The sequence below is a fragment of the Phenylobacterium sp. J426 genome (genome assembly GCF_024699945.1).
GTDB lineage: Bacteria > Pseudomonadota > Alphaproteobacteria > Caulobacterales > Caulobacteraceae > Phenylobacterium.
In genome coordinates this window covers 2170534-2187881 of the sequence record NZ_JAJOMY010000001.1, presented here as the reverse complement: position 1 = coordinate 2187881, position 17348 = coordinate 2170534, and the positions used below count along the sequence as shown (strand labels likewise).

Sequence of the window (17348 nt, the reverse complement as noted above, 5' to 3'; positions counted from 1 at the left end):
CCCGTCCCGAGCTTCGCTCGGTCCACCCTCCCCTAAAGAGGAGGGATTGCTCAGTCCTAGCTGCGATAGTCTCCGTTGATCTCGACGTAGCGCTTGGTGAGGTCGCAGGTCCACACGGTGGAGCTGGCGCGGCCGACGCCCACGTCGACGGCGACCTCGAGCTCCTGCTGCTTCATGTAGGCGCTCATCTTGACCTCGTCGTAGGTCGGCGCGATCAGACCGTCCTGGGCCGCCCAGTGGGGGCCGAACTTCACGCTGATCGAGTCGCGGTCGACGGGCTCGTCGGCCTTGCCCACCGCCATGACGATGCGGCCCCAGTTGGCGTCCTCGCCGGCGAAGGCGGTCTTGACCAGCGGGCTGTCGGCGATCGACTTGGCGATCTTGCGGGCCGAGGCGGCGGTGTCTGCGCCGGTCACCGTGATCTTGATGAACTTGGTGGCCCCTTCGCCGTCGCGGACCAGCTGGTGGGCGAGGTCCATCAGTACGCCTTCCAGCTTGTCGCGGAAGTCGGCCAATCGCCTGTCGCCGGCGCGGCTGATCCTCGGCGCGCCCGATTGGCCGGTGGCGAACAGCAGAAGCGTGTCGTTGGTCGAGCGGTCGCCGTCGACCGTGACGGCGTTGAAGGTGTTGCGCGTGTAGAGGTTCACCAGGTTCTGCAGCGCCGCCGGGGAGATGGCGGCGTCGGTGACGACGAAGGCCAGCATGGTGGCCATGTCGGGCGCGATCATCCCCGAGCCCTTGCAGATGCCGCCTATCCGCACCGTCACCCCGTCGATCTGGGCCTCGGCGTAAGAGCCCTTGGGGAAGGTGTCGGTGGTCATGATCGCCCGGGCCGCCGCCGCCCAGTTGTCGGCCGACAGCGTCTGCTCGAGCTCGGGCAGGCGGGCGGTGATCTTGGTGTCGTCCAGCAGCACGCCGATGACCCCGGTGGAGGCCACCATCACGTCGCGCTGGCGGCAGTCGAAGCGCTTGGCCACGCCCGCGGCCACACGGCGCACGGCGTCGGCGCCGGGCTTGCCGGTGAAGGAGTTGGCGCAGCCGGCGTTGACCACCAGGGCCCGGGCGCCCTCGCCCTTCGTGGCCTCCAGGTGGCGCTTGCACCAGTCGACCGGCGCGGAGCCGACGCCGTGGCGGGTGAAGACGCCGGCGGCGCTGGCGCCCTCGGGGAAGGCCATGACCAGCAGGTCGTCCCGCTCATGCTTGTAGAAGCCGGCCCGGCCCACGGCGAGCTGGACGCCGGCGATGGGGGGCATCGCCGGGAACGGCACGGCCAGCGGCGAGACGGGCATGGCGGACTTGTCCGCCTTGGCCGGCGCGGCGGCGGCGGCCGGCTCGCGGTCGAAGGCGTGCGCCAGCTTGTCGGCCCGCTTCAGGGCCGCGCGCTTGAGGGCGCTGGTCAGCGGATCGAGCGCCCGCTCGAGGGTCTGGCCGACCACCTCGACCGGCTTGGCCGGCGCCTTCGACTTGGCCGCCGGGGACTTGGTGGGCTTGCGGCTCATGAGGGCGTTCCCTTGTTGGGCGTCGTTTTGGGCGCATCCGCCGGCGGAGTCTCGCGCGGCGCGCCGTCGGCCGGCTTGATCAGCGTCTCGATCTTGGCCTTGCCGCGCAGCTTTTCCAGCAGGTCGCGGATGCGGTCGTAGGTCAGGAAGCGGACGATCTGCGGCCGCGCGGCCTCCAGGGTGATCGGCTGCTCCAGGCGCCGGTCCTCGACCTTGACCAAGGCGACTCCGTTCTCGACCGCGAAGGGGCCAACGATCTGGCCCGGCTTGGCCTCCTTGAGCGCCGTGTCATAGGCCTCCGGCATGACGTCGGTGGTGAAGTAGCCGAGATCGCCGCCGTTGAAGCGGGTGGCGGGATCGCGCGAGCGCTCCATGGCCAGGGCCTCGAACGAGGGCGCCGGCGGCCAGCAGCTTCTTCACCGCCTCGGCGTCCGCCTCGGTGGCCAGCACGATCTGGCGGGCGCGGATCTCCTCGGAGCGCTTGGCCAGGCGCTGCTGCTCGGCGTAGAGGCCGCGGATGTTGTTCTCGGTGACGGCGCTGGACACCACGCTCTCGACCAGCATGTCGCCCAGGATGCGATCGCGGGCGGCGTCCAGCCGGCGCTGCGCCACCGGGTTCTTGTCGAGCTTGCGGTTGAGGGCCTCGGCGGCCAGCAGCTTCTGGTCGACCACCTCGTCCAGCACGCGGCGGAACAGCTCGGAGGACGGATCCAGCGGCTCGCCCTCGCCGATCAGGCCTTGCGCGACGGCCTCGCGCTTGACGTCCGAGGTCCAGACGGTGCGGCCGTCCACCCGGGCCACGGCCAGGTCGCCCCGCTCCGGCGGCTGGTCGCGGTCGCCGCCGCGGCCGCACGCGGCCACCGCCCCGGCGAGCGCCAGGACCAGGCAAACGGTGCGGAGAGGCTTTGCGGCCGCCATGCGGATCACCCACGAGTTGCGGAGCGGCGCCGCTCGCGCGGACGCGGGCCGTCCCTAGCCATTTCCATTGCGGGATGCAAAGGTTGCCCCCGCGTTAGAACGATCGTTTAAAAGCGCCCGACCATTCTTCCGGAGGATCATTTAGAATGCGCGAAGCCGTCATCGTCTCGTACGCCCGCACCGGGCTGGCCAAATCCGCCCGCGGCGGCTTCAACATGACCCCGACGGTCTCGATGGCCGCCCACGCGGTAAAGCACGCCGTGGAGCGTTCGGGCGTGTCCCCGGCCGAGGTCGAGGACGTGTTCATGGGCAATGTCGCGCACGGCGGCGGCAACATGGGCCGCCAGGCGGGGCTGCTGGCCGGCCTGCCGATCACCACCTCGGGCGTCACCGTGAACCGCTTCTGCTCCTCGGGCCTGCAGACGATCGCCATGGGCGCCGACTACATCCGCAACGGCGGCGCCGACGTCGTCGTGGCCGGCGGCGTGGAATCGATCTCGATGCCGAACCCGGGTCCGGGCAGCGTCGAGAACTTCGATCCGAAGCTCACCGAGATGTACCCGGCGATCTTCATGCCCATGATCGACACCGCCGACATCGTGGCCGAGCGCTACAAGGTCAGCCGCGAGGCCCAGGACGAGTACTCGCTGGAAAGCCAGCGCCGCATGGCCCGCCGCCCAGCAGGCCAACAAGTTCGCCGACGAGATCGTCCCGATGAAGACCAAGATGAAGGTGGTCGACAAGGCGACGAAGGAAGAGTCGATCGTCGATTACGTCGTCGACCGCGACGAGTGCAACCGTCCCGACACGACGCTGGAAGGCCTCGCCGGCCTGCAGCCGGTCCGCGGCCCGGGCAAGTACATCACCGCCGGCAACGCCTCGCAGCTGTCGGACGGCGCCGCCGCCGTCGTGGTCATGGAAGCCAAGGAAGCCGCCCGCCGCGGCCTCGAGCCCATGGGCGTGTTCAAGGGCTGGGCCGTCGCCGGCTGCGAGCCGGACGAGATGGGCATCGGCCCCGTGTTCGCGATCCCGCGCCTGCTGGAGCGCCACGGCCTGAAGATCGACGACATCGACCTGTGGGAGCTGAACGAGGCCTTCGCCTCGCAATGTCTCTACAGCCGCGACAAGCTGGGCATCGACCCGGAGAAGTACAACGTGAACGGCGGCTCGATCGCCATCGGCCACCCCTTCGGGATGACCGGCGCACGCCTGGCGGGCCACGTCCTGCAGGAAGGCAAGCGCCGCGGCGCCAAGCACGTCGTCGTCTCCATGTGCATCGGCGGCGGCATGGGCGGAGCCGGCCTCTTCGAAGTGTTCTAAGGCCGCAACAGCGCTGAACGGACCGGCCCTCCCCTCGCGGGAGGGCCTTTTCGTTTCGAGGTCTCCGCAGGGATCCGGTCAAGCCGTCGCGTTGACTTGGAGGCGCCCAGTCCTTAAGTCACCAACGCCCCAAAAGAGCGGCTTTTTCCGGCGGGCGAAGGGCCTCAGTCGCCGCCGATCGGATACCTCCCTTGACCATTTTCCAACGGTTCTTCGGCTCCTCCAACGACCGCAAGGTCAAGACCTTCCAGGCGCGCGCGCTGAAGATCACGGCGCTGGAGCCCAAGATCGAGGCCCTGTCCGACGCCGAGCTGCGGGGCAAGACCGACGAGTTCAAGGCCCGGCTCGCCAAGGGCGAGACCCTGGACCAGATCCTGGACGAAGCCTTCGCCGTGGTGCGCGAAGCCGCCAAGCGGGTGCTGGGCCAGCGCCACTACGACGTGCAGCTCGTCGGCGGGATGATCCTGCACCAGGGCGGCATCGCCGAGATGCGGACGGGTGAAGGCAAGACCCTGGTCGCCACCGCCCCGACCTACCTGAATGCCCTGACCGGCAAGGGCGTCCACGTCATCACCGTCAACGACTACCTCGCCCAGCGCGACAGCGAGTGGATGGGCCAGGTCTATCGCTTCCTCGGCCTGACCACCGGCGTCATCGTCCACGGCCTGAGCCAGGGCCAGCGCCAGGCGGCCTACAACAGCGACATCACCTACGGCACGAACAACGAGTTCGGCTTCGACTACCTCCGGGACAACCTGGTCTACGACAAGGGCGAGATGGTCCAGCGCGGCCACAACTTCGCGATCGTCGACGAGGTGGACTCGATCCTGATCGACGAGGCGCGCACGCCGCTGATCATCTCGGGCCCGACCGAGGACCGCTCGGAGTTCTACAAGACCATCGATCTGCTCATCAAAGAGCTGATCCAGGATCCGACGACCTTCGACCACGACGAGAAGCAGCGTCAGGTCATCCTGACCGAGGAGGGCTCGGAGAAGATCGAGCAGATCCTCGAGGCCAACGGCCACCTCGCCGAGGACAGCGCCGGCCTCTACGACCCGGCCAACGTCTCGGTCGTCCACCACGTGAACCAGGCCCTGCGGGCCAATGTCCTCTACACGCGGGACAAGGACTACATCGTCCGCGCCGGCGAGGTGGTGCTGATCGACGAGTTCACCGGTCGCATGATGCACGGCCGTCGCCTGTCCGAGGGCCTGCACCAGGCTATCGAGGCCAAGGAAGGCGCGGTCATCCAGCCCGAGAACCAGACCCTGGCCTCGGTGACCATCCAGAACTACTTCCGCCTCTATTCCAAGCTGTCCGGCATGACCGGCACGGCGGCGACCGAGGCCCAGGAATTCCTCGACATCTACAAGATGGATGTCGCCGAGATCCCGACCAACCGGCCGATCCAGCGGATCGACGACGACGACGAGGTCTATCGGACCTCGGCCGAGAAGAACGCGGCGATCATCAAGCAGATCGAGGAATGCTACCTGCGCGGCCAGCCGATCCTGGTGGGCACCGTCTCGATCGAGAAGTCGGAACAGCTCGCGGACCTGCTCAAGGCGCACAGGTTCGAGAAGGACGGCAAGACCCAGACCGGCATCCCGCACAACGTGCTGAACGCCCGCTATCACGAGCAGGAGGCCCTGATCGTGGCCGACGCCGGGCGTCCGGGCGCGGTGACCATCGCCACCAACATGGCCGGCCGCGGCACCGACATCCAGCTGGGCGGCAACGTCGACATGCGCCTGGCGAAGTGGCGGGACGAGCAACGCGCGCTGGGCCAGGAGCCGACGCCGGAGCAGGCCTTCGCCGAACGCGCGAACATCGAGGCCAACATCAAGGACCTCAAGGAGCAGGCGCTGGCCGCCGGCGGCCTCTTCGTGCTGGGCACCGAACGCCACGAAAGCCGGCGGATCGACAACCAGCTGCGTGGCCGGACCGGCCGTCAGGGCGACCCCGGCCACTCGAAGTTCTTCCTGTCGTGCGAGGACGACCTGCTGCGCATCTTCGCCGGCGACCGGCTGGACGCGATCATGCGCACGTTCGGCGTCCAGGAAGGCGAGGCCATCACCCACAAGTGGCTGAACAGCGCCATCGCCACGGCCCAGAAGCGTGTGGAGCAGCGGAACTACGAGATCCGCAAGAACCTGCTGAAGTACGACGACGTCACCAACGATCAGCGCAAGGCGGTCTTCGAGCAGCGTCACGAGTTCCTGGAGGCGCAGGACCTCTCGGAGACCATCACCGAGTTCCGCCGCGACACCATCGCCGACTTCGTCGAACGTCATCTGCCGCCCAAGGCCTACGCCGAGCAGTGGGACGTCGAGGGCCTGACCGCCCATGTGCGTGAGTACCTGGGCCTGGACCTGCCGATCGCCGAGTGGGCCGCCGAGGAAGGTATCGCCAACGAGGAGATCGAGGAGCGGATCAACGCCGCCGCCGACGCCCGCGCCGCCGAGCGCGAGGAGCTGCTGAGCCCCGAGCGGATGCGGCAGGTCGAGAAGAGCTTCCTGCTGAATGTCGTGGACACGCAGTGGCGCGAGCACCTGATGCACCTCGACCACCTGCGCAACGTCATCGGCCTGCGCGGTTACGGCCAGCGCGACCCGCTGAACGAGTTCAAGACCGAGGCCTTCTCGCTGTTCGAGAAGCTGCTGGTGGACCTGCGCCAGACGGTCACTCGCTGGATCATGAACGTGGAGATCCAGTACGAGGAGCCGCCGCAGGTGGCGCCGGAGATGTTCGAGGTCCACCTCGACCCGCTGACCGGCGAGAACGAGCTGGAGCGCGGCTTCGTGCCGGACAACATCTCGGCCGAACAGCGCCAGGCCCTGCCGGTGACGGCGCTGCCGGACGGCTGGGAAGACACCGGCCGCAACCAGCCCTGCCCCTGCGGCTCGGGCAAGAAGTTCAAGCACTGCCACGGGGCGCTGGTCTAGGGACCGGCGCCGCCGCCCTCAGCGGCGGGCGTCATCCAGGATGAAGCTCGCGCCGCGGTCGCCGATCATGACCGTGGGCGTATTGGTGTTGCCCGACGTGATGGTCGGCATCACCGAGGCGTCGATCACCCGCAGCCCCTGGACCCCCAGCACCCGCAGGCGTTCGTCGACCACGGCGTAGGCGTCCGACGCCAGGCCCATCTTCGCCGTGCCGACCGGGTGGAAGATGGTCGTGCCGATGTCGCCGGCGGCCTTCGCGAGCGACGCGTCGTCGTCGGCCACGGCGGGGCCCGGCAGGTATTCCTCGGGACGATAGGGCTGGAGCGCCGGCTGGCTCATGAGCCGGCGGGTGACGCGGATGGCGTCGGCGGCGACGCGGCGATCCTCGGGCGTGGCCAGGTAGCTGGGCGCGATCCGGGGCGCATCGGCGGGATCGGGCGAGCGCAGGCGGACCGTGCCGCGCGAGGTGGGGCGCAGGTTGCAGGCCGCCACGGTCACCGCCGGGAAGCGGTGCAGCGGCTCGCCGAAGCGGTCCAGCGACAGCGGCTGGACGTGGAACTGGATGTTCGGCCGGTCGTGCTCGGCCGACGAGGTGGTGAAGAGGCCGAGCTGGGACGGCGCCATCGTCAGCGGCCCCGTCCGCAGCAAGGCGTATTCCAGCCCCATGAGCCCGCGGCCCAGCAGCGAATGGTAGGCGGCGTTCAGCGTGCGCACGCCGCTGACCTTGTAGATCGCCCGCTGCTGCAGGTGGTCCTGCAGGTTGCGGCCGACGCCCGGCCGGTCGGCGATGACGGGCAGGCCGAGCTCCGAGAGCCACTCCCCGGGGCCTATGCCCGAGAGCTGCAGGATCTGCGGTGAACCGATGGCGCCGGCGGATAGGATGACCTCGCCGCGGGCGCGAGCCTCGAACGCCTCGCCGCCGCGCCGGAAGGCCACGCCGGCGGCGCGGCCGGCCTCGATCAGCACCCGCTCGACCGTGACGCCGGTCTCCAGCCGCAGGTTCGGCCGTTTCAGCGCCGGCTTCAGGAAGCCGCGGGCCGCCGACCAGCGCAGGCCGCGGCGCTGGTTCACGTGGAAGGCGCCGACGCCTGTGTTGTCGCCGGTGTTGAAGTCGTCCACCGCCGGCACGCCCATCTCGGCGGCGGCGCGGGCGATGGCGTCCAGCACGTCCCAGCGGACGCGAGGCCGCTCCACCCGCCACTCGCCGCCGGCCCCGTGGTGCTCGCTGTCGCCCAGGAAGTGGTCGTCCAGCCGGCGGAAGACCGGCAGCACGTCCGACCAACCCCAGCCTGAGAGCCCCAGCTGCCGCCAGTGGTCGTAGTCCGCCGCCTGGCCGCGCATGGAGATCATGGCGTTGATGGCCGAGGAGCCGCCGATCACCTTGCCACGGGGATACTTGAGCGCCCGCCCGTTCAAACCCGGCTCGGGCTCGGTCTCGAACAGCCAGTCCGAGCGCGGATTGCCGATGGCGAAGAGGTAGCCGACGGGGACGTGGAACCAGACCCAGTCGTCGTTGCCGCCGGCCTCCAACAGCAGGACCCGCCTCGACGGGTCGGCCGATAGTCGGTTGGCCACGACGCAGCCGGCCGAGCCCGCGCCGACCACGATGTCGTCGTACTCGCCGTCGAGGAGCCTGGCCGTCATGAGCCACCCCTTTGCGCGGAATCGCCGCCGCCGACCAGCGCTCTTGCCGGCCCTCGCGTAACCCCGTCAGACTTGCCGCCAGAAGAACATCGGGAGGTCACCACCATGGGCGCGCCCCTGCCGAAGGCCTGCATCATCGGCGCAGGCTGCTCCGGCTTCACCACGGCCAAGCGGCTGAAGGACCTGGGCGTGCCGTTCGACTGCTTCGAGATGTCGGACGACATCGGCGGCAACTGGTACTTCAAGAACCCGAACGGGCTGTCGGCCTGCTACGAGAGCCTGCACATCGACACCTCGAAGTGGCGCCTGGCCTTCGAGGACTATCCGGTCCCTGCGGACTGGCCCGACTTCCCGCACCACGCCCAGCTGCTGCAGTACTTCCACGACTACGTGGACCATTTCGGCCTGCGGCCGCTGATCACCTTCAACACCGCGGTGACCCGGGCCGAGCGCACGGCCGACGGCCTGTGGGCGGTCACGCTGTCGACCGGCGAGACGCGGCTCTACGACGTGCTGTTCGTCTGCAACGGCCACCACTGGGACGCGCGCGTGCCCGAGTATCCCGGCCACTTCGACGGGCCGCACTTCCACGCCCACGAGTACCGCGACCCGTTCGACCCGGTGGACATGCGCGGCAAGACCATCGTGGTCGTCGGCATGGGCAACTCGGCGATGGATATCGCCTCAGAGCTCTCCCAGCGGCCGATCGCCAAACGCCTGTGGGTCGCGGCGCGACGAGGTGTCTGGGTGCTGCCGAAGTACATGGACGGCAAGCCGGCCGACAAGGCGGCCCTGCCGCCGTGGTTCCCGCGCAAGCTGGGCCTCGCGCTGGCCCGCAAGAAGATCAAGAAGACCATCGGCGCGATGGAGGACTATGGCCTGCCCAAGCCCGATCACGAGCCGCTGGAGGCCCATCCGTCGGTGTCTGGCGAGTTCCTGACGCGGGCCGGCTGCGGCGACGTGAAGTTCAAGCCGAACATCGCCGAGCTGATGGGCAAGCAGGTGCGGTTCGAGGACGGCAGCGTCGAGGACGTGGACGCCATCATCTACGCCACCGGCTACAGGATCAGCTTCCCGTTCTTCTCGGATCCGGACCTGCTGCCGGACGCGGAGCACCGCTTCCCGCTCTTCAAGCGGATGATGAAGCCGGAGGTCCCGAACCTGTTCTTCATGGGCCTGGCGCAGCCGCTGCCGACCTTGGTGAATTTCGCCGAGCAGCAGGCGAAGCTCGCAGGGGCGTACCTGACCGGAGCCTACCGGCCGCCGCCGGCCGACGAGATGCGGAAGATCACCGCGCAGGACGAGGCCGATCACCTGGGGCCGTACTACAAGTCCGCGCGGCACACGATCCAGGTCGACTTCGGCCGCTACGTCCACGACCTGATGCGCGAGATCGAGCGTGGCGCGAAGCGGGCGAAGGCGACCGGCGGCGCCCTGCCCGTGCCGGCGCGGGCCGAGGCCGCAGCCTCCGGCGGGACGTCGCAAGCCGCGGCGTAGCGTGCGGCAACGCTTCGCCAGATGAGTCGTTCTGTTCAGCCTCGGAGAAAGGCTCAACATGGCGACCTATCGGGCGTTCCGCCTGGACAAACACCGTGAGATCCGCACCGGCGTGTGGGTTCACGCCCCCAACGACGCCGCCGCCAAGGCGAAGGCCGCAGAGCTCTGCGAGGACGGCGCTCCCTTCGTGGAGGTCTGGCGCGGGCAGCAGCTCATCGACGAAGTCGAGTGCAAGCGCGACGACGACTAGCGGGTCACGATCGGGAAGTCGGCCCTGGGCGCCGACAGCCAGCCCAGGATCCTCGTCAGCGGCTCGGCGCCTGCCGGCGCCGGCGCGGCCCCCAGGGCCGTCGCCAGGAACTGCGAGCGCGGCAGGCTGACCACGCCGTCAGCAGCCCCTGACGTCGGTTCGGCCTCCCAGGTCAGGACGTCATTGCGCACCGCGACCCGAAACCGCTCCTTGCGCTCGGGAAACACCAGATCGACGCTGGCCCCCTGGCCATTCGACTTCGCGGGGTCCAACCGCACCGACAACAGGTCGAGCAGCATGCCGGTCGGCGTGTTGCGGATCAGCTCGGACGTGGCGCCGCGGCCGCCGCCGGTCGGTACGCCCTGGCGCAGCTCCCGGGCGCCGGAGAGATACATGTTCCGCCACAGCGCGCTCTCGGCCCCGGCGCCCTGACGGTCGTAGATCCGCGCCAACAGCTCGCGGGCCTGGCGGTTCTGCGCATCCGCCAGCACCAGCCGGTTGGCCAGCGTTGCGGCCCAGCGGTCGTCGCCCGCCTCGTAGGCCTTGCGCGCCTGCGCCAGCACCTTCGACCGCCCGCCCATCGCGGCCACGTAGCGGGCGCTCTCGTCGGCGGGCTCGAGCGGGGCGAGGTTCACGGGGTTGGCGTCGTACCAGCCCATGTATCGCTGATAGACCGCGCGGCTGTTGAAGCTGACCGTGCCGTAGTAGCCGCGGTTGTACCACTCCCGATCCAGGACCTCGGGCAGCTTCAGCCGGTTCGCGATCTCGTTTCCGGTGAGGCCGTCGTTCATCAGCCGCACGGTCTGGTCGTGCAGGAACTTGTAGGCGTCGCGATGTTTGGACACGTACTCGGCGATGGCCTCTCGCCCGAAACGCGGCCAGGCGTGGCTGGTGAACACCACGTCCGAGCGATCACCGTACAGGCGCAGCGATTCCGTCAGCGCGTCAGCCCAGACCTTGGCGTCCCGCACCAGGAAGCCGCGCGGCGTGAGCACGTTGTGCATTGTGGCGTTGGCGTTCTCGGCGAGGCACAACGCCTTCAGGTCCGGCAGGTAGATGTTCATCTCGGCCGGCGCCTCGGTATTGGGCGTCAGCTGGAACTCCATGCGGACGCCGTCGACGGTGAGCGTCTGGCCGGTGCGGGCGATTTCCAGGGTCGGCGGCACGAGGGTCTGGGTCCCGGCGCTCACCGCCATCCCGATGCCGGCGTTGACCTGCCCCTCAGGTCCCTTCGGCAGGGAGCTGCCGAACTGATAGGTCGCCCGCCGCTGCATGGCGGGGCCGGCGATGACGTTCTCGCTGACGGCGTGCTCGAGGAAGCCCGCAGGCGCGATCACCTGCACGCGACCCCCGTCGACCTCGGCCTGGTCGACCATCCCGCGCGCGCCGCCGAAATGGTCCACGTGGCTGTGGGTGTAGACGAGGGCGACGACGGGACGGGCGCCCAGCTTCTCGTTGACCAGTTCGAGCGCGGCCTTCGCGGTTTCCGCCGAGGTCAGCGGATCGATGACGATCCAGCCGGTCTTGCCGGCGATGAAGGTGGCGTTGGCGAGATCGAAGCCTCGCACCTGCCAGACGCCGTCGGTGACCTTGAACAGGCCGTGCCGGGCCAAGAGCTGCGACTGGCGCCACAGGCTGGGGTTCACGCTGGCCGGCGCGTCGGCCTTCAGGAAGTCGTAGGCGGAGAGGTCCCAAACGACCCGGCCGTCGGCGGTGGTGATCTTCGGGTCCTGACGCGTGCCGAGGAAGCCGCGGTCGGCGAACTCGAAGTCCTGGCGATCCCGGAAATCGGGCGCCGCCCAGGCGCTGCCGGCCAACGCCGCGACCGCCAGGCCGCACAGCCACTTCCGCATCGGACGCCTCCTTATGGCAGAGGCGTCCGCAGGATCATGTTCCGGCGACGGTGTCTAGAAGCTGGCCCAGTTGCCATGGAAGCCGAAGGGCACACGCCGCGGCATCTCGGCCGTGGCTATCGGACCTTTCGCGACATCCTGGGCCTCGAAGATCAGCAGGTCCGAGCGGTTCTCGGCCGCCCGCCAGACCACCGCCGTCAGCCAGCCGTCGCCCTCGGGGGCGTCGGCGGCGCGGGGCACGAATACCGGCTCGGAGGTCATGTCGCCGCCGGTCAGCTCGTAGGCCTGGCGCCGGCCGGTCGAAAGGTCGAGGTGGGCGATGGCGGTCTGCTTGATCGTCTTCGCGCCCGAGGGGTCGGCGGCGTACCAGCCGTGCCGGTGCTTCCTCGTCTCGACGCGGGGATCGACGCGCGGAAACTCGCCGTCGAGGTCGTCCAGCGCCTCCTCCCGGATCGCGTCGCTGTCGCCGTCGAGGTCGAACGTCCAGCGGACCAGCCGCGCGGCGGTCTTGCGGCCCGGCGAACCGTCGGCGTTCGGGAACAGCGGGGCCGCGTCATAGCGCATGACGTCGGCGTAGAGCTTGCCGTCCGCCTCCCAGGCGTTCAGCGGGTGAAAGACGTAGCAGGCCTCGGTGTTGAACCAGCGGATGTCATCCACCGAGCCGTCGCGGCGCATGACGCCGACGTAGGCGCCCTTCTCCGGCTCCCAGGCGAAAGCCGGCTTGCCGCTCATCGCCCGTTCCAGGCTGGCCGTCAGGGGCAGGACCGGGAACAGCACATGGTTCTCGGTCACCATGAAGTCGTGGATCATCGAGGCGTAAGGGGCCTGGAAGTCGTCGCGGCGGACCACCCGGCCCGAGGCGTCGGTCACCCCGTAGCTCATCCCGGCCGAAAGCGGCATCTCGCCGACGCCGTAGGCGAACCAGACCATCTCGCCGGTGACGGGATCGATCTTCGGATGCGCCGTGACCCGGCCCCGGTAGTCGCGAACGTAGCCGCGGGACGAAAGATCATTCGGGTGCATCTCGAAGGGGTGGTGCCCCTCCTCAAGCGCCAGCAGCCGGCCGCCGTGCCAGACGATGTTGGTGTTGGCGACACCGCCCTCGTTCCCGAAGGCCAGCGGGTCGGTGGTCATCGGATTGCCGAAGGACCCGAACAGCGAGCGGCCGTGCTCGTGCTCCAGTTCCCATTTCGGCGTGCGGACGTAGCGGTTGCGATACGACACCTTCCCGTCCTCGACGTAGAAGCCGTGGACCATGCCGTCGCCGCCGAACCAGTGGTGGTTGGGATCCCTCGGTTCGAACTGCGGATTGGGACCGATGCGGAAGAGGGCGCCGCGCAGCTCGCGCGGGATCTCGCCCTTCACGGCGAGATCAAAGTCGTCCTCGGACCGCACGGGGGCGAAGTTGCCCGCCAGGTAGGGGTTGATGCGCGCATCGCCGTCCATCGCCGTTCCTCCGCCGCCCCGACAACTTACGTTGTAAATTTATGTGGCAAGGGCTAGGCCTTGGCAAGCGCTTTGTGAGCAGCTGAGTCCCGATGCCCCGCGTCCTGACCGAAACCGACGTCGCCGACTTCCGCGAACGGCTGTGCGCCGCGGCCGAGCGGCTGTTCGCCGAGCGCGGGCCGGACGCGGTGACGATGCGCCAGCTGGCGTCGGAGCTGGGCGTCTCGCCGATGACTCCCTACCGCTACTTCCAGGACAAGGACGAGATCCTCGCGGCGGTGCGGGCCAACGGCTTCAACCGTTTCGCCGAGGCGCTGGAGCAGGCCAGCGACCACGCCGCCGGCGACGCGCGTCACAAGGGCGCCGCTGTGGGCGACGCCTATGTGACCTTCGCCCTGGAGCATCCTCACACCTACAAGCTGATGTTCGACCTGAACCAGCCCGACGAGGGCCGGTACCCTGACCTGGTGGAAGCCGGGCGTCGGGCGCGCGCCACCCTGCGCGACTACGTGAAGGGGCTGATCGCTGAAGGCGTCCTCGCAGGCGATCCCGAGACCGTCGAGACGATGTTCTGGGCCGCAGCCCACGGCGCCGTCGTGCTGGAGCTCTCCGGCAAGCTGCCGCCGGGCACGGCCAAGGAACTGCACCACGCCATGGGCCAGGCCATGAGCCGGGGCCTGCGGCCCGATCCCGCCTAGGCGCGGACCACCCGCGCGCCCGTCCAGCGGTCGTAGGCGGGATCGGGGCGGCCGATCAGCAACTGGGCGAGCACCGCCAGCGCCAGCAGGCCCACCACCGCGAGTTCGAGCGCCCGGACCGCTCCACCGTAGGGCAAGAGGCCCGGCAGGGCCGTCCCAAGCTTCGGCAGCGCGAACACGGTCGCCGCACCCGCCAAGAGCCAAGCATAGACGATCGCGTTCCGCACCAGGGCCTTCGGCAGGCCCAGGCGACCGCCGCTCGCTTGCACCACCCGCACGCCGAAGCCCGCCTTGCCCGGCGTGCCGCCCAGCAGCCCCTCACCGATCGCCATCGAGACCACGAAGGCCAGCGGATAGGCCCAGCCGAACGCCAGCGGACGCACCGGTTCGCCGGCGCGGTCCACCGGCTGCAGCACCGCGGCGCCCATCACGGTTTCGCCCTGTTGGACTTCGACATTCACCGAGACGAAGCGGCCGCTCTCCAGCCCGAGGAAGAGCCGCCGGCAAGCGGTCGCGCCCACCACCCGCGAGGCCGACCCCGGGATCGCGGCCAGCGCGGCCCGGGCGACGGCAGGCGAGATGCTGCCGACGGCCTCGCAACGGTCGACCGGCTGGAAGACATAGGCGCGCAAGCGCCCGTCCGACAGGTTGTAGAGCGCGACCGAGATAAGGCTCGCCGCCAGGATGAAGAACACCGCGTCCACGGCCGCCGCCGCCAGCCGCCGCCAGATTGCGGCCCTGCCCTCTTCGCCCATCCGCCTTCCCCCGACTCCCGCGCGAGCTTGACCGCCGCCGCGTCATCCGTCGAGGCTCTATGGGCCGAGGAGGATCCACATGCCGAAAAGCACGCCGTTCGAGGTGGAGTGGACCGCCGCGCAGGTGGAGGCGGTGCTCGCGCAGGTGCGGGCCTATCCCTGGCCGCCGGCTCCGGCCGTCCCTGACGGCTGGGCCTACGGCTGCGACACCGGCTACCTGCAGGACCTCTGCCGTCACTGGACCGAGGCCTACGACTGGCGCGCGGCCGTGGCCGACCTCAACCGGTTTCCCCAGTTCACGGCGCGCATCGAGGACTTCGATCTCCATTTCGTGCATCTGGTGGGCGAGGCCGGCGGCAGGCGGCCGCTCATCCTCACCCACGGATGGCCGGGGTCGCACTACGAGTTCTGGCAGGCGGCCGAAAAGTTGGCCTTCCCCAGCCGCCACGGCGGCGATCCAGCCGACGCCTTCGACCTGGTCATCCCCTCATTGCCCGGCTTCGGTTTCTCGTCGAAGCCGCCCCGGCCTGTGGGGCAAAGGCTGACGGCCCGGCTGTTCAACATCCTGATGACGCAGGTGCTGGGCTACGAGACCTACCTGGCCCAGGGCGGCGACTGGGGCGGCCTCGTCACGTCCTGGCTCGGCCACGATCATGGGGCCCATGCGAAGGCGATCCACCTGAACATGATCGGTTTCCGCCCGGCCGGCGGGCCCCAGGACGAGGCCGAGATCGGCTGGATCCAGCGCCAGCAGGGCATGATGGACGTGATGGGGGCCTACTTCCGCCTGCAGGCGTCGAAACCCCAGTCGCTGGCCTGGATGGCGGCGGGCAATCCGGTGGGCCAGGCCGCCTGGATCACCGAGCGCTTCCACGACTGGGCCGATCTCTCGGCCAAAAGCCTGGACGAGGCGTTCCCGAAGGACCGCCTGCTCACCAACATCATGCTCTACGTGATGACCGACAGCTTCACGACCGGCGCCTGGTACTACCGCGGCCTCATCGAGGAGGGCGGTGTCGCGCTCAAGGCGGGCGAGCGCTGCGAGACGCCGACCGCCTTCGCGAACTTTCCCGGCGAACCCCTCTACACCGCCCCGCCCCGGAGCTGGGCGGAGCGCGCCTACAACATCGTCCGCTGGACCGACATGCCGCGCGGCGGCCACTTCGCGGCGATGGAGGAGCCGGATCTGTTCGTGGGCGAGGTCAGGGCTTGGGGCCGTTCGGTCTGACGGCTAAAGGGCGGGCATGACCCACGCCCGCTACGACTTCGCTTCGGACAACACCGCCCCGGCCGCGCCGGAGGCCCTGGAGGCGCTCGTGGCGGCGAACACCGGCTTCACCTCGGGCTACGGGACTGACCCCGTGACCGCCAAGGCCGCCGACCTGATCCGCGAGCTGCTGGACGCCGACGCCGAGGTCCGCTTCGTGGCCTCGGGCACCGCGGCCAATGCGGTGTCGCTGGCCGCGCTGGCCCGGCCGTTCGAGGCGGTCCTGGCCCACGAGCACGCCCACGTGTGCACTGACGAGACGGGCGCGCCCGGCTTCTTCGGGCAGGGCGTCGGGTTGATCCGGCTGCCGGGCGCTTCAGGCAAGATCGACCCCGCCGCCCTCACAGGGCCGCTGGAGGCGCCCGACGTCTCCTACCGTCAGCCGGCCGCCGCGCTCTCGCTCACGAACGCCACGGAATACGGCACGGTGTACACCGCCGATGAGCTGCGCGCCCTGATCTCGCCGGTGAAGGCGAAAGGCTACGGCGTGCATCTGGACGGCGCGCGGCTGGCCAACGCCGCGGCCGCGGGCTTCGACCTCAAGGTGATCAAGAACCTGGGCGTCGACCTGCTCGTGGTCGGAGGCACCAAGGCCGGCATGCCGCCCACGGAGGCGGTGGTCATCTTCGACCGGGCCCTCGCCCGGCGCTTTGACGCGCGCCTCAAACAGGCTGGACAACTGCCGTCGAAGGGAAGGTTCTACGCCGCGCCGTTCATCGGGATGCTGGGCTCGGGCGCGTTCCTGCGCCACGCCGCCCACGCCAACGCCATGGCGCGCAAGCTGGCCGACGCCATGCCGTTCCGCGTCACCCATCCGGTCGAGGCCAACGGCGTGTTTGTCGAGATGGACGAGGCTGCGCTCTCGCGCCTGCACGCCGCGGGATGGTTCGCATACCGGTTCCTCGACGGCTCGGTGCGGTTCATGTGTTCGTGGGCGACGACCGGCGAGGCGGTGGACGAGCTGTCGGTTACGCTTCGAAGCCTCGTCTGAAGGCGTTGAAAAGGGTCAAAATTTGCCCCGGGTTACGCCGGACTGTGACAGTTTTGGCGCACCCCGCGGTCAAATAGGCCGACTTCCGCAGCAGGCGGCGACTTTGCGACCGCTTTGGGTTGCTGCTGTGACGGTCGCGTGACAGCTTCCGCCACCACCGTGGGGTTGAGCTCTTGGGGCTGCGCGAATCCGTGCTGAGCCGAGCGAATTTCCACCGGTTTCGAGCGCCCAAGGGCGCCCGATCATCAGAAAATCATTTGCG

Annotated in this window: 13 protein-coding genes and 1 pseudogene; 7 read left to right on the top strand and 7 right to left on the bottom strand. The window is 69.4% G+C overall.

The features are described from left to right. Nucleotides 1-56 precede the first annotated feature (56 nt). The 3 genes from argJ to LRS10_RS11485 are packed head-to-tail and all read right to left on the bottom strand — an operon-like array spanning nucleotide 57 to nucleotide 2417. Nucleotides 57-1499 (bottom strand): bifunctional glutamate N-acetyltransferase/amino-acid acetyltransferase ArgJ, encoded by a 1443-nt coding sequence (gene argJ / locus LRS10_RS11490; protein WP_257837371.1) that lies wholly within the window; start codon nucleotides 1497-1499, stop codon nucleotides 57-59. Then, entirely contained in the window at nucleotides 1496-1873 is a 378-nt protein-coding gene (locus LRS10_RS25105; protein WP_374569829.1) for a peptidylprolyl isomerase, read from the bottom strand. Before LRS10_RS25105 ends, argJ begins: the two co-directional genes overlap by 4 nt. Continuing rightward, nucleotides 1788-2417, bottom strand: a complete 630-nt coding sequence (locus LRS10_RS11485) for a hypothetical protein (protein WP_374569827.1) — start codon at nucleotides 2415-2417, stop codon at nucleotides 1788-1790. The genes LRS10_RS25105 and LRS10_RS11485 overlap by 86 nt, the downstream gene beginning before the upstream one ends. Nucleotides 2418-2563: 146 nt before the next feature. Here LRS10_RS11485 and LRS10_RS11480 point away from each other — a divergent pair. Continuing rightward, a pseudogene (locus LRS10_RS11480) lies at nucleotides 2564-3737 on the top strand (acetyl-CoA C-acyltransferase). Nucleotides 3738-3928: 191 nt separating this feature from the next. Next, nucleotides 3929-6685: a preprotein translocase subunit SecA gene (gene secA, locus LRS10_RS11475; protein WP_257837370.1), complete on the top strand. Its 2757-nt coding sequence runs from the start codon at nucleotides 3929-3931 to the stop codon at nucleotides 6683-6685. Between the two features lie 18 nt (nucleotides 6686-6703). On the opposite strand, the gene LRS10_RS11470 is transcribed toward secA, so the two are convergent. Further along, complete coding sequence (locus LRS10_RS11470; RefSeq protein WP_257837369.1) at nucleotides 6704-8329, bottom strand: GMC family oxidoreductase; 1626 nt, start codon at nucleotides 8327-8329, stop codon at nucleotides 6704-6706. A 105-nt stretch (nucleotides 8330-8434) separates the two neighbouring features. Between LRS10_RS11470 and LRS10_RS11465 the strand changes: the two genes are divergently transcribed. After that, nucleotides 8435-9826: an NAD(P)/FAD-dependent oxidoreductase gene (locus LRS10_RS11465; RefSeq protein WP_257837368.1), complete on the top strand. Its 1392-nt coding sequence runs from the start codon at nucleotides 8435-8437 to the stop codon at nucleotides 9824-9826. Nucleotides 9827-9884: 58 nt separating this feature from the next. Next, nucleotides 9885-10076 carry a hypothetical protein gene (locus LRS10_RS11460; RefSeq protein ID WP_257837367.1) on the top strand — a complete coding sequence of 64 codons (192 nt, stop codon included), beginning with the start codon at nucleotides 9885-9887 and terminating at the stop codon, nucleotides 10074-10076. On the opposite strand, the gene LRS10_RS11455 is transcribed toward LRS10_RS11460, so the two are convergent. After that, complete coding sequence (locus tag LRS10_RS11455) at nucleotides 10073-11929, bottom strand: alkyl/aryl-sulfatase (protein ID WP_257837366.1); 1857 nt, start codon at nucleotides 11927-11929, stop codon at nucleotides 10073-10075. The genes LRS10_RS11460 and LRS10_RS11455 overlap by 4 nt on opposite strands. A 54-nt stretch (nucleotides 11930-11983) precedes the next feature. Next, complete coding sequence (locus LRS10_RS11450) at nucleotides 11984-13375, bottom strand: carotenoid oxygenase family protein (RefSeq protein WP_257837365.1); 1392 nt, start codon at nucleotides 13373-13375, stop codon at nucleotides 11984-11986. Between the two features lie 92 nt (nucleotides 13376-13467). Here LRS10_RS11450 and LRS10_RS11445 point away from each other — a divergent pair, with 92 nt between their 5' ends. Next, nucleotides 13468-14073: a TetR/AcrR family transcriptional regulator gene (locus LRS10_RS11445; protein WP_257837364.1), complete on the top strand. Its 606-nt coding sequence runs from the start codon at nucleotides 13468-13470 to the stop codon at nucleotides 14071-14073. On the opposite strand, the gene LRS10_RS11440 is transcribed toward LRS10_RS11445, so the two are convergent. Next, entirely contained in the window at nucleotides 14070-14828 is a 759-nt protein-coding gene (locus LRS10_RS11440) for an RDD family protein (protein WP_257837363.1), read from the bottom strand. The two genes, LRS10_RS11445 and LRS10_RS11440, sit on opposite strands and share 4 nt — an antisense overlap. 79 nt (nucleotides 14829-14907) lie before the next feature. Here LRS10_RS11440 and LRS10_RS11435 point away from each other — a divergent pair, with 79 nt between their 5' ends. Next, nucleotides 14908-16056 carry an epoxide hydrolase family protein gene (locus LRS10_RS11435; protein ID WP_257837362.1) on the top strand — a complete coding sequence of 383 codons (1149 nt, stop codon included), beginning with the start codon at nucleotides 14908-14910 and terminating at the stop codon, nucleotides 16054-16056. A gap of 16 nt (nucleotides 16057-16072) precedes the next feature. Then, the gene (locus LRS10_RS11430; protein WP_257837361.1) at nucleotides 16073-17086 is read left to right on the top strand and encodes a beta-eliminating lyase-related protein; all 1014 of its coding nucleotides are present in this window, start codon (nucleotides 16073-16075) and stop codon (nucleotides 17084-17086) included. The last annotated feature ends 262 nt before the right edge of the window (nucleotides 17087-17348 follow it).